The organism is Micromonospora sp. BL4 (assembly GCF_003667505.1).
Lineage (GTDB): Bacteria > Actinomycetota > Actinomycetes > Mycobacteriales > Micromonosporaceae > Micromonospora.
The window spans coordinates 66,906-78,825 of sequence record NZ_RCVJ01000117.1; the positions used below are offsets into that span (position 1 = coordinate 66,906).

General features: G+C 66.8%; 10 protein-coding genes and 2 tRNA genes. 10 read left to right on the top strand and 2 right to left on the bottom strand.

Going from position 1 to position 11,920, the window contains the following annotated elements; translation table 11 throughout:
* The first annotated feature begins 183 nt into the window (after window positions 1–183).
* The 6 genes from gyrB to EAD89_RS13235 all read left to right on the top strand — a co-directional run bounded on the left by gyrB (window position 184) and on the right by EAD89_RS13235 (window position 6,220).
* Entirely contained in the window at window positions 184–2,130 is a 1,947-nt protein-coding gene (gene gyrB / locus EAD89_RS13215) for a DNA topoisomerase (ATP-hydrolyzing) subunit B (RefSeq protein WP_121654178.1), read from the top strand.
* A 130-nt stretch (window positions 2,131–2,260) separates the two neighbouring features.
* Window positions 2,261–4,783, top strand: a complete 2,523-nt coding sequence (gyrA, locus tag EAD89_RS13220) for a DNA gyrase subunit A (RefSeq protein WP_121654179.1) — start codon at window positions 2,261–2,263, stop codon at window positions 4,781–4,783.
* 4 nt (window positions 4,784–4,787) lie between these two features.
* Window positions 4,788–5,705, top strand: coding sequence for a DUF3566 domain-containing protein (locus EAD89_RS13225; protein ID WP_121654180.1), 918 nt, complete (start codon window positions 4,788–4,790; stop codon window positions 5,703–5,705).
* A gap of 150 nt (window positions 5,706–5,855) precedes the next feature.
* A tRNA-Ile gene (locus EAD89_RS13230) sits at window positions 5,856–5,929 on the top strand.
* A gap of 42 nt (window positions 5,930–5,971) precedes the next feature.
* Window positions 5,972–6,100 (top strand): DLW-39 family protein, encoded by a 129-nt coding sequence (locus EAD89_RS31035; RefSeq protein WP_233578611.1) that lies wholly within the window; start codon window positions 5,972–5,974, stop codon window positions 6,098–6,100.
* A gap of 44 nt (window positions 6,101–6,144) precedes the next feature.
* A tRNA-Ala gene (locus EAD89_RS13235) sits at window positions 6,145–6,220 on the top strand.
* A gap of 55 nt (window positions 6,221–6,275) precedes the next feature.
* On the opposite strand, the gene EAD89_RS13240 is transcribed toward EAD89_RS13235, so the two are convergent.
* Window positions 6,276–7,388, bottom strand: coding sequence for a tyrosine-type recombinase/integrase (locus tag EAD89_RS13240; protein ID WP_121654181.1), 1,113 nt, complete (start codon window positions 7,386–7,388; stop codon window positions 6,276–6,278).
* Window positions 7,389–7,906: 518 nt separating this feature from the next.
* Between EAD89_RS13240 and EAD89_RS13245 the strand changes: the two genes are divergently transcribed.
* The gene (locus tag EAD89_RS13245) at window positions 7,907–8,668 is read left to right on the top strand and encodes a DUF3800 domain-containing protein (RefSeq protein ID WP_121654182.1); all 762 of its coding nucleotides are present in this window, start codon (window positions 7,907–7,909) and stop codon (window positions 8,666–8,668) included.
* 395 nt (window positions 8,669–9,063) lie between these two features.
* Here EAD89_RS13245 and EAD89_RS13250 read toward each other — a convergent pair whose 3' ends face one another.
* Window positions 9,064–9,444 (bottom strand): VOC family protein, encoded by a 381-nt coding sequence (locus EAD89_RS13250; RefSeq protein ID WP_121654183.1) that lies wholly within the window; start codon window positions 9,442–9,444, stop codon window positions 9,064–9,066.
* A gap of 207 nt (window positions 9,445–9,651) precedes the next feature.
* Between EAD89_RS13250 and EAD89_RS13255 the strand changes: the two genes are divergently transcribed.
* The 3 genes from EAD89_RS13255 to EAD89_RS13265 all read left to right on the top strand — a co-directional run bounded on the left by EAD89_RS13255 (window position 9,652) and on the right by EAD89_RS13265 (window position 11,880).
* Window positions 9,652–10,389, top strand: a complete 738-nt coding sequence (locus EAD89_RS13255) for a VOC family protein (protein WP_121675933.1) — start codon at window positions 9,652–9,654, stop codon at window positions 10,387–10,389.
* Between the two features lie 26 nt (window positions 10,390–10,415).
* Window positions 10,416–11,072 carry a hypothetical protein gene (locus EAD89_RS13260; protein WP_121675907.1) on the top strand — a complete coding sequence of 219 codons (657 nt, stop codon included), beginning with the start codon at window positions 10,416–10,418 and terminating at the stop codon, window positions 11,070–11,072.
* A 199-nt stretch (window positions 11,073–11,271) separates the two neighbouring features.
* Window positions 11,272–11,880 (top strand): hypothetical protein, encoded by a 609-nt coding sequence (locus EAD89_RS13265; RefSeq protein ID WP_147458798.1) that lies wholly within the window; start codon window positions 11,272–11,274, stop codon window positions 11,878–11,880.
* Window positions 11,881–11,920 lie beyond the last annotated feature (40 nt).

Consider the following 11,920-nt stretch of genomic DNA (forward strand, 5'->3'; position numbering starts at 1 on the left):
AGGATCATTCTCCACGTCGGGTCGAGCCGATCGCGATCCGCGGGCAACCGCGGCGACCGGCGCGTTCGACCCGCTGTCCGGAGATCTCCGGCACCGGTCCGCGCGCCGACGTCGCGTCCTGTCCGCCGAACCCGCGCCCGACGCGCCCCTTCCGGCGCGGACGACGCGAGAAAGTGGCCGAGGGTGGCAGCGCAGGACAAGCAGGAGTACGGCGCAGAGTCGATCACCGTTCTCGAGGGGCTGGAGGCGGTTCGCAAGCGGCCCGGTATGTACATCGGGTCCACCGGCGAGCGCGGTCTGCACCACCTCGTGTGGGAGGTCGTCGACAACGCGGTCGACGAGGCGCTGGCCGGATACTGCGACACCATCGACGTCGTGCTGCTCGCCGACGGCGGGGTCCGGGTCACCGACAACGGCCGTGGCTTCCCGGTCGACCTGCACCCGAAGCTCAAGAAGCCGGGCGTCGAGGTCGCACTGACCGTGCTGCACGCGGGCGGCAAGTTCGACGGCAAGGCGTACGCGGTCTCCGGTGGTCTGCACGGCGTCGGCGTCTCCGTCGTGAACGCGCTCTCCACCCGGATGGCCGTGGAGATCCACAAGTCCGGTTTCGTGTGGCGGCAGCAGTACAACAACTCCAAGCCCGGCCCACTGGACAAGGGTGAGACCACCGACCGCAGCGGCTCGGCGGTCTCCTTCTGGCCCGACGCCGACGTCTTCGAGACCGTCGACTTCGACTTCCAGACCATCTACCGGCGCCTCCAGGAGATGGCCTTCCTCAACCGTGCCCTCCGCATCCACCTGCTCGACGAGCGGGTGGCCGAGGAGGAGGACGGCCGCCAGCGTGAGGTGACCTTCTTCTACGAGGGCGGCATCGCCGACTTCGTCCGGCACCTCAACGCCTCGAAGAACCCGATCCACAAGACCGTGGTCGAGTTCGGCGCCGAGGAGGAGGGCATGTCGCTCGAGATCGCCATGCAGTGGAACGAGTCGTACGGCGAGTCGGTCTACACCTTCGCCAACACGATCAACACGCACGAGGGCGGCACTCACGAGGAGGGCTTCCGGTCCGCGCTGACCAGCGTGGTCAACCGGTACGGCACCGACAAGAAGCTGCTCAAGGGCGACGAGAAGCTCTCCGGCGAGGACATCCGGGAAGGGCTCGCCGCGATCATCTCGGTGAAGTTGGCCAACCCGCAGTTCGAGGGCCAGACCAAGACCAAGCTCGGCAACACCCCGGTGAAGAGCTTCGTGCAGCGGGTCTGCAACGACCGGCTGGTCGACTGGTTCGATCGCAACCCGGCCGAGGCCAAGATGATCATCCAGAAGGCCTCCCAGGCGGCTCGTGCCCGGATCGCCGCGCAGCAGGCGCGCAAGCTGGCCCGCCGCAAGTCGCTGCTGGAGTCCGGCTCGATGCCGGGCAAGCTGGCCGACTGCCAGTCGACCGACCCGCGCGAGTCCGAGGTGTTCATCGTCGAGGGCGACTCGGCCGGTGGCTCGGCCAAGCAGGGTCGGGACCCGCGGACCCAGGCGATCCTGCCGATCCGCGGCAAGATCCTCAACGTGGAGAAGGCCCGGATCGACCGGGTGCTGAAGAACAACGAGGTCCAGGCGCTGATCACCGCGCTGGGCACCGGCATCCACGACGACTTCGACATGGAGAAGCTGCGCTACCACAAGGTGGTGCTGATGGCCGACGCGGACGTCGACGGCCAGCACATCCAGACGCTGCTGCTCACCCTGCTGTTCCGCTTCATGCGCCCGCTCGTCGAGATGGGCCACGTCTACCTGGCCGCTCCGCCGCTATACAAGATCAAGTGGAACAAGAAGGGCGACGACGCGCAGTACGCCTACTCCGACCGTGAGCGGGACGGGCTGATCGCGCTGCGCCAGCAGAAGAAGCCGAACGCCAAGCCGGACGACATTCAGCGGTTCAAGGGCCTCGGCGAGATGAACTATCCCGAGCTGTGGGAAACCACGATGAACCCGGCGACGCGTACTCTGCGTCAGGTCACGCTCGACGACGCGGCGACCGCCGACGAGTTGTTCAGCGTGCTGATGGGTGAGGACGTCGAGGCGCGCCGGTCGTTCATCCAGCGCAACGCCAAGGACGTGCGGTTCCTGGACATCTGACGGAGCTCGGCGGGTCGGCCGGGGCGAGCCCGACCGACCCGCCGATCCACAGAGTTATCCACAGCTTGGCCAGTATCCACAGCCGTTATCCACAGCACGAAAACGACTCTGAGTCTGATAAGGGTATACAGTGACCGATTCCCCCGAGTCCACACCGAACGAGCCAGAGGTCCCCGCCGACGCCATCGCCGCCGTGGTCGCGCACGACCGGATCGAACCGGTCGGGCTCGAGGTGGAGATGCAGCGCTCCTACCTCGACTACGCGATGAGCGTCATCGTCGGTCGTGCGCTCCCGGACGTCCGGGACGGGCTCAAGCCGGTTCACCGCAAGATCCTCTACGCCATGTTCGACTCGGGCTACCGGCCGGACCGCGGCTACGTGAAGTGCTCCCGGGTCGTCGGCGACGTGATGGGTCAGTTCCACCCGCACGGCGACTCGGCGATCTACGACGCGCTGGTCCGGATGGCGCAGCCCTGGTCGCTGCGGTATCCGCTGGTGGACGGCAACGGCAACTTCGGCTCGCCGGGCAACGACCCGGCCGCGGCCATGCGATACACGGAGTGCAAGCTCGACCCCCTCGCCATGGAGATGCTGCGGGACATCGACGAGGACACCGTCGACCTGCAGGACAACTACGACGGCCGGGCCAAGGAGCCCACCATCCTGCCGTCGCGGATCCCGAACCTGCTGGTGAACGGCTCCGAGGGCATCGCGGTCGGCATGGCCACCAAGATCCCGCCGCACAACCTGCGGGAGATCGGCGCGGCGGTGCAGTGGTGCCTGGAGCACCCGGAGGAGGACGAGGAGACCACCCTCGAAGCCCTGCTCGGCATCGTCAAGGGTCCGGACTTCCCGACCCACGGCCTGATCGTCGGCACCACCGCGATCCAGGACGCGTACCGCACCGGTCGCGGCTCGATCCGGATGCGGGCCGTGGTGGAGGTCGAGGAGGACAAGCGGGGCCGGCCCTGCCTCGTCGTCAGCGAGCTGCCCTACCAGGTCAACCCGGACAACCTCGCCGAGCGGATCGCCGAGCTGATCAAGGAGGGCAAGCTCGCCGGGATCGCCGACATCCGCGATGAGTCCTCCGGTCGTACCGGCATGCGGATCGTGCTGGTGCTCAAGCGCGACGCGGTCGCCAAGGTCGTGCTGAACAACCTCTACAAGCACACCCAGCTCCAGGAGACCTTCGGCGCCAACATGCTGGCCCTGGTCGACGGGGTGCCGCGCACGCTCAACCTGGCGCAGTTCATCCGCTACTACGTCGAGCACCAGATCGACGTGATCCGCCGGCGGACGGCCTTCCGACTGCGCAAGGCCGAGGAGCGGGCGCACATCCTGCGCGGTCTGTCCAAGGCGTTGGACGCGCTGGACGAGGTGATCGCCCTGATCCGGCGCTCGCCGACGGTGGACGACGCCCGGCAGGGCCTGATCCGGCTGCTGGAGATCGACGAGATCCAGGCGACCGCGATCCTGGACATGCAGCTGCGCCGTCTCGCCGCCCTGGAGCGGCAGCGGATCCTGGACGACCTGGCCAAGCTCGAGATCGAGATCGCCGACCTCAAGGACATCCTCGCCAAGCCGGAGCGGCAGCGTCGGATCGTCTCGGAGGAGCTCGGCGAGATCGTCGCCAAGTGGGGCGACGATCGGCGCACCCAGATCATCCCGTTCGACGGCGAGGTCTCGATGGAGGACCTCATCGCCCGGGAGGACGTGGTCGTCACGATCACCCGGACCGGGTACGCCAAGCGGACCAAGGTCGATCTCTACCGCTCGCAGCGGCGGGGCGGCAAGGGCGTCAGCGGCGCCACGCTGCGGCAGGACGACATTGTCAGCCACTTCTTCGTATGCTCCACCCACGACTGGATCCTGTTCTTCACGAACAAGGGCCGTGTCTACCGGGCCAAGGCGTACGAGTTGCCGGAGGCCAGTAGGGTAGCCAAGGGCCAGCACGTGGCCAACCTGCTCGCCTTCCTGCCCGACGAGCAGATCGCGCAGATCATCGAAATTCCGAACTACCAGGTAGCGCCCTATCTGGTACTGGCCACGAAGAACGGCCTGGTGAAGAAGACGCGGCTCGAGGAGTTCGACTCCAACCGTTCCGGCGGAATCATCGCGATCAACCTGCGCGATGAGGACGAGCTGGTCGGTGCTGCGCTGGTTGCGCCGGAGAACGACCTGCTGCTGGTCTCCAAGAAGGCGCAGGCGATCCGGTTCAACGCCTCCGACGACGCGCTGCGGCCGATGGGTCGGGCCACCTCCGGCGTGATCGGCATGCGCTTCACGGACGACGACGTCCTGCTCGCCATGGAGGTCGTTCGGGAGGGTCTGGACGTTCTGGTGGCCACGAACGGGGGATACGCGAAACGTACCCCGATCGAGGAATACCCGGTGCAGGGCCGGGGAGGTAAGGGCGTGTTGACTGCGAAGATCACCGAGCGGCGCGGTGGTCTGGTCGGCGCTGTGGTGATCGACCCGGACGACGAGCTGTTCGCGATCACCAGTAACGGTGGTGTCATCCGGACTCCGGTGAAGCCTGTACGCCGTACGCGTGACCGGAACACAATGGGGGTCAAGCTGATGGACCTCCCGGACGGCGTGACTATCGTGGCCATTGCTCGCAATGCCGACGAACCCGACGAACAGGACTAGTTGAATGACGGAGACACAGGCGAAGTCGGGGAACACGGGGACCTCGGCCAACCCGGTCGACGAGGAGGCCGCCAAGAGCGGCACACCAGCGACCGGCCGCGCGGCCGTGGGCCGGGCAACGGTCCCCGCCGACGCGCCTGCCCCGAAATTCACCCGGGCTCCCGGCATGACACCCCCGCCGGACCAGCCCGGCGAGGACGGCGGGTCGGGCGACAAGACTGAGACGTCCGGCGTCGAGGCGCCGGCGTCCAGCGATGCGCCCCCGGCAGCGGCCCCGGCCAAAGCCCAAGCCCCGGCCCCGGCCCGTCCCACGACCACCCAGCCGATCAGTGTCCGGCCGGGTGAGGCGGCGTCCACCGGCGCCACCGGCACCCAGCCCCGGATCACGCCCGGCATGACCCAGCCGCAACCCGACTCGGGGCGTGCCACCGGTGCCGGTCGCCCGGCCAGCGGCGGCGGCCTGCCGCCGGGGATCGGCAACGCGGTCGGAGCGGCCCGGGTCGGTGACGCGGTACGCGCAGCGCGTACCTCGGTCGGCTCGGCCGCGTCCCGCGGACCGCGCCGGGCCCGGCTGAACCTGAAGCGGATCGACCCCTGGTCCGTGATGAAGTTCGCGTTCGCCGTCTCGGTGGTGCTCTTCATCGTCGTGGTGGTCGCCACGTCGGTGCTCTACCTGGCGCTGGACGCGATGGGAGTGTTCCAGAGCGTCAACGACAGCCTGAGCGACCTGGTGAACGCCGGCGGCGGGCAGAGCACCAGCGGCTTCCAGATCACCGCCAAGGGCGTGATCCTCAGCTCGGCGCTGATCGGCCTGGTCAACGTGGTGCTGTTCACCGCGCTGGCCACGCTGGGAGCGTTCGTCTACAACGTCTGCGCCGACCTGGTCGGCGGGATCGAGCTGACCCTCGCCGAGCGGGACTGAGCGATCGGGACGCCGGGGCGCCGCGAAATGCGGTCGCTCCGGCGTCTCGTACTCAGGTAGGTTTTGCAGGCGTCAACGGCCCGGCTCGCGGGCCCGGACCCCGATTTGGGGCCGGCTGAGCGGATGGGTTAACCTTGCTCGTCGCAACACGGGGCTATAGCTCAGTCGGTTAGAGCGCAGAGCTGATAACTCTGAGGTCGATGGTTCGATTCCATCTAGCCCCACCGCAGGTCGTCCGACGCTAGTCGAGCGCGAGGGATGTCCCCATGTTCAAGAAGCTGCTGATTCTGGCCGGCGTCGTCGGCGTGGCCGCCGTCGTGTTCAACAAGGTCAGGGCCTCGAACGACGAGCGCGCCCTGTGGCACGAGGCGACCACCGCGCCCGACCTGCGCTGAAGTCCGGCCCGCGGCGAGCGATCGGCGACGCCGCGGCCGCCCACGGGGCCCTAGCTCAACTGGCAGAGCACTGCCTTTGCAAGGCAGGGGTTAGGGGTTCGAGTCCCCTGGGCTCCACCAGCACTTTCCCCGGTTGACCTCGGTCCGAGTACAGCCATTCGTACAGCCAAGCCGGTCACGCCGTCCCCTCCTGGCCGAGAATCCGGTCAATGGCCGAGGCAGCCTGACGAGCCCGCGCCGGCAGAACGTGGCCGTAGGTGTCGGCCGTCATCCGGATCGTGGAGTGCCCAAGCAGCTCCATCACCGTCCGCAGTTCCTCGCCCTGGTCGAGCATGAACGTGGCGAACGCGTGCCGCAGGTCGTGCAGGTGTAGCCAGTCCAGCCCGGCCGCCGCGCGGAGCTGCTCGAAGCGCCGGTTGACGTTCCGCGGCTCCATCGCAGTGCCAATGGTGCTGGCGAAGACCAGGCCGAGATCCGACCACACCTCCCCGGCTGCGAGCCTTTCCTTGGCCTGGCGCACCCGCTGTGCCTCCAACGCCCGAACGGCCAGAGCCGACAGCGGCAGCGGACGGGCCGACCGGTGCGTCTTCGGTGGCACGAACACCAACCCGTGATCCGTCCGCTGGAGCGTCTGCCGAACGAACAGCGCCTTCCCCGGCAGGTCGACATCCGACCACCGCAGGCCCAGCAGCTCAGCCCGCCGCAGCCCGGTCGCCAGCGCCAGGACGAACAGGGATTCCAGCCGGTCCCCGGTCAGCACCGACAACAGCGTCTTGGCTTCCTCGGGCGTCAGCGCTCGCCGCTCGGTCCGACCGAGAGCCGGCGGCTTGGCAGCCTTGGCGACATTGCGCGGGACCAGGTCCATCCGCTCAGCGTCGGCCAGGGCGACCCGCAGCACGGTGTGCACCTTGATGATGCTGGCCGGCGCTAGCTGCCCGCGCAGCCCGGTGAGGAACCGCTGCACGTCCCGAGGCGTCAACCGGTCGAGCTTGACCCGACCGAGGCCCGGTACCAGGTGCTTGCTCACGGCCAGGCGGTAGCGCACCAGCGTTGACGGCCGGGTGCCGTCGTGCGCCTTCACGTCCCGCAACCACTCGGTCAACCAGGCTTCCAACGTCCGAGGCTGCGCGGTGAGGTCGACCCCGAGCTGAAGTTGGCGCCGCAACTCGTCCCGCTTCCGGACCGCTTCAACCTCGCTCTTGGCGTAGACGTACTTCCGCTTCCGCTTCCCGTCGATCCAACCGAGGTCGACCACCGCAGCCCACACGCCCGGCCGCTGCTCGTACACCGAGCCGTTCGTCCGGTAGGGCGCTCCACCTTGTCACCCTGGCCCTGGCCTGCTCCAAAGTGTGTGGGTCGGCGGCAGGCGGGATGGCAGTAGCGGTTGAGGCGTGAGGCGGGCGGGTCAGCTTGCTTCGGGCCGACAGTGGTCGGTGGCCGTTCGAACCTGAGTGCTAACCGAAAACCTTCCATCCACCGGCTGGGGTTACTAAAAGGCCTGGTCAGCAAGTGGTCGCGGGAGATTCCCCACCAAGCGTCCACAGGTTGTCCACAGGTAGTCCCCAAGTTCAGCCATACCCGTCCACAGGTTGTCCCGAGGCCTGTCCACATAGGTAGATGAAGCATCTGCTGGATGGGCCGTACGCTGCGAATCAGCAGGTGGTCGGTGAGTGCAGCACCTCTCGCCGGCATCGGCCGCTCGACAGACGCGAGTCCTGCCGTACCCGTGCAGTGGAGGACGGTCGTCAACGAGTGACGGACGGTAGAGATATGGTCACGTAGTAACGAAACCCCGAAGGACCAGCTGTGCTTCTGGCGTACATCGATGAGTCGGGCAATACCGGTGACATCGACAAAGGTGGGTCACTGACCTACACCCTTGGTTGCGTCCTCATCGACTCCGAGGACTGGCCTGACTCCTTCAACGAGATGTTGGCCTTCCGCCGAAGGATCCGCGACACGTTCGGTGTGCCGATGCGCGTCGAGTTGAAGGCGAGCTACCTACTGCGGAACGCAGGGCCGTTGCGCGACCTCGGATTGGCGCCGGCACAGCGCAGCCTCATCTATCGCGCCCACATGCGGGAACTTCACCAGTTGAAGGCCAAGGCGTTTGGGATCGTGATCGACAAGCGGAAGGGGACTGCCCCTCCGGACGATGTCTTTGAACTCGCTTGGACCACCCTGCTTCAGCGGCTCGAGCGGGCGAGCTACTACGGCAACACCCCCTTCATGATCTTTCATGACGAGGGTGAGGACGCGCAGATTCGGAAGCTTGTCCGAAAGGCGCGCCGGTACTTGACGGCCGGAAGCATGTACGGCGGTGGGTCGTTGGTTAACGCTGCCAAGCGCCTGATTGACGATCCGGTCGCCCGCCGGTCCGATCACTCGTACCTAGTGCAGATGGCCGATTTGGTGGCATATGCGGCCTTCCGAAGCACGATCGCGCCTGGTGGCAGCATTGCTGCTGTCTGTCCTCAGAACATGTGGGAGCAGATCGGAGAGGCGATTCGTACAGAGACGAATCGTGTCAAGGGCGGGACGCCCGGCATCGTCGTACGCGAGGCCTAGATTAAGGCCCCCTGACACGAGTGCCAGGGGGCGGGAAGTGCCTACACCGGGCACACGCACCGGTTCAGCGCTTGGGTCAACACTAACTTGACACTTGCCTGCCGTGAAGCCTGTCGGGCGTGTCAAGTCTCTCAGACCTACCAAGCTTGCCAACTAGCCGTCTTTGCCACATGCGAGCTGTACAGCCATCGGTACAGCCAAGCCGACCGGCGGACGGCGTCAGAGAGCGACAAGAGGCGACGCAGCGTGCAGGTCAGCGGCAGCCACCGACGCTGACCGACACAAGTCTTGATCTTTGCAAGGCAGGGGTTAGGGGTTCGAGTCCCCTGGGCTCCACCAGCACTTTCCCCGGTTGATCTCGGTTCCGAGCACAGCCAAGCGGTCGACGAGGGCCGTCAGAGTGGGGCGAGGCGGCGCTTGAGCAGGCAGAACTCGTTGCCTTCGGGGTCGGCGAGGACGTGCCAGGACGCATCCGCAGGCTGACCGATGTCGACGAGTTTGGCCCCGGCGGCCAGGAGGCGTTCGAGCTCGGCGTCCTGATCGCGGTCGGTGGGGTTGACGTCAATGTGCAGCCGGGCATGCCCGTTCTTCGGCTCGTCATCGCGGATGAGGAAGATCGTCGGCTGCGGGCCGCCGAACCCTTCGCGCGGGCCTATCTCGATGTAGACCTCCTCTTCGCGATCGAGCTCTATGAAGTCCAGGACCTCGCACCAGAACCGCGCCAGCACCTCGGGGTCGCGGCACTTGAGCACGAGCTCACCGATACGGCATGCCATTGACGAAACCTACTCTCAGGGTGGGAGCTGCCGGGGTGGCCGCACGCGCATCTCATGGGCTCCCTGCAGTGCGAACACTCTCGCGGACCGTACCGGGCGATGCGAGCGGGGGCGAAGTGGGTCACTGACGGCGGCCGACGGCAGTCTTGATCTTTGCGAGGCAGGGGTCAGGGGTTGATGTGCCAGGTTGCCGCTAGCATCCTCGCCATGGCGACGCGGCTTGTTCAAATCAACATGAAGGCTCGGGACGACTCCGCGCTGGGCGGTTTCTGGGCGCAGGCGCTCGGCTGGGACATTTCCAGCGAGGGACCCGGCGTGACCAACCTCGAACCTGAGGGCTTCGTCTACCCCGACCCCGTCGCCGTCTGCATCGACCTCGTCGTCTCCCCGGAACCGAAGACGGTGAAGAACCGCGTCCACGTCGACCTCGCCACCACCTCGGCGGCTCATCACGCGGAGGTGATGGCGCGCCTGAAGGATCTCGGCGCAACACCCGCCGACATAGGCCAGGGCGACGTCCCGTGGACGGTCATGGCCGACCCCGAGGGCAACGAGTTCTGCGTACTGGACTGGCACGACCCGGTCGAAGACACCGGACCGATCGCCAACGTGGTGGTCGACTGCGCGGATCCGCGAGCCATGGCCCGCTTCTGGGGCCAGGCGATGGACTGGACCCTGCACAAGGTGACCGACCACAATGCGGTACTGCGCTCCGCCAAGGGCGTCGGCCCATATCTGCAGTTCCTCCGTACACCCGACGTCAAGACCGGGTGGAACCGCGTCCATCTCGACCTCCGCCCATATCCAGGGGACGACATGGAGGCCGAGACGGCCAGATTGCGGACTCTCGGCGCCACCGTGATCGACCTGGGCCAGAGCGATGTCCGGTGGACCGTCCTGGCCGACCCGGAAGGCAACGAGTTCTGCCTCCTCACCCCCAGCTGATTTGCGGGGATCGATAGCCTGGCTCCGTGAGCTTCGGCACCTACGCGCGCAAGGTACGTGACCACTCGCTGCCCTACGGACGCCGAATCAACGCCTTGGCGGGATGCATCGAGCGTTATCAGCCGATCGGCTTTCTGGCCACGTTCGGTTACCTGGAACAGGTCGCAGGGCCTTTGCGTCGCGATGAGACTGCGCTTCTCCGGGCCTTGGACGCGCTCCGTGCAAGCCGGAACCTGTGGTTGGTCGAGCTGAGCGCGTATGCGGAGCGGCGGCGGGAGGCCAAACTCCTGGGCCGGCGGAGTCCACGAAAGACTGAACTCAACGTGAGCTCACCAGTCTGTTGGTACGGCGATTCGAAGGGGGCGGCCATCTTCACGGTCCGCTTCCTGCTGGAAAACCGGGACAGGGAGGTCGATGCCGATGTCGTTCGACTCGCCTCGGTCTGCCTGGAGGCTGGAGGGGACTTCTCCTCGGCCGAGCACGATCAGTTGAGCCGGCTCCGTCGGCACTTCGAGCACCTTCGCCGAGTGTCCGGGTGGCCGGACGTCGACTGGCCGAACTGGCGGAAGGCCCACCGGTCGTTGTGGCTGTTGCACCACATCACGTATGCGACCGCATCTGACGATGCCTGTTCCGGCGCGGCCAGGCGTTCGGTCGATGAGCGCTATACCTCAGAGGCATGAATATGACTCTGAGGTATAGCGCTTTCACCCGCGCCAAGGGCTGGGCAGCGGCAGGCGGCCGCAGCCACCGGTCGCAGGACAGCCAAGCCTGGATGCCGGCGTCTGCCTAAATCGAAGCGGAACGCGACTCACGGTCGTTACCGGCATAGGGGCCGCGGGAACCAGCCACGGCTGGGCGACGAGCACGATGGGCAGGGTCATGAGCGGGGAGAGGCCAGCCGGGCGAGCCGCCAGGAAGTCGCGAGAGCTCAGCGAGGGTGACGACCTCCTACGAGGCACCGCGGAACAGAAGCTGGGCGGCTTCTACGCGATCGCGTTCGGTGCCTCTCTGTACGTCTGGGACGTCGCATTCACCCTCGGCGCCCACCGGACCATCTTCTACTACCGGCGACAGGAACTGCTCGTGCTGTCACTTGTGGTGCTCCTGAGCGTCGTCCTGCTACGCCGCCGGGTGCACACCCACCGCTGGGTGCTGGTCTTCTTCCTGCCCCCGATTTTGCTCCTGGTGTTGCGACTCGTCGTGCCGCGCCCGCTGGGAGGCCCGGGTCAGACCATTGACCAGGTGTTGAATGTCGTTTCCCTCGCCGTGGTTCCGTTCCTGGCGGTCATCGTCGTCCAGTTGCTCGCGCCCAGCTACTTCAGCCTCCCGGGTCGCCGTCTCAAACTCACCGTGGTGGCGATCGTCGCCATCGTGGCGGTGATCGGGTTTTTCGTCGGCCAGTTCAACGACCGCTTCATCACGTGTGCGGACTTCGTCGTGGCCGGCGAGGACCCTGCCCCGAACTGCGCGCACGGCACGGAGCGGTAGGCCTTCGCATGGTCGGGGACGGTCGGGGTAGGAGGGACGG

What these genes read in the sequence shown, in the direction of transcription:
- EAD89_RS13265 (WP_147458798.1), top strand. Translation starts at nt 11,272, where the DNA reads ATGAGCGGGGAGAGGCCAGCCGGGCGAGCCGCCAGGAAGTCGCGAGAG.
- EAD89_RS31035 (WP_233578611.1), top strand. Translation starts at nt 5,972, where the DNA reads ATGTTCAAGAAGCTGCTGATTCTGGCCGGCGTCGTCGGCGTGGCCGCC.
- EAD89_RS13255 (WP_121675933.1), top strand. Translation starts at nt 9,652, where the DNA reads ATGGCGACGCGGCTTGTTCAAATCAACATGAAGGCTCGGGACGACTCC.
- EAD89_RS13250 (WP_121654183.1), bottom strand. Translation starts at nt 9,444, where the DNA reads ATGGCATGCCGTATCGGTGAGCTCGTGCTCAAGTGCCGCGACCCCGAG.
- EAD89_RS13225 (WP_121654180.1), top strand. Translation starts at nt 4,788, where the DNA reads ATGACGGAGACACAGGCGAAGTCGGGGAACACGGGGACCTCGGCCAAC.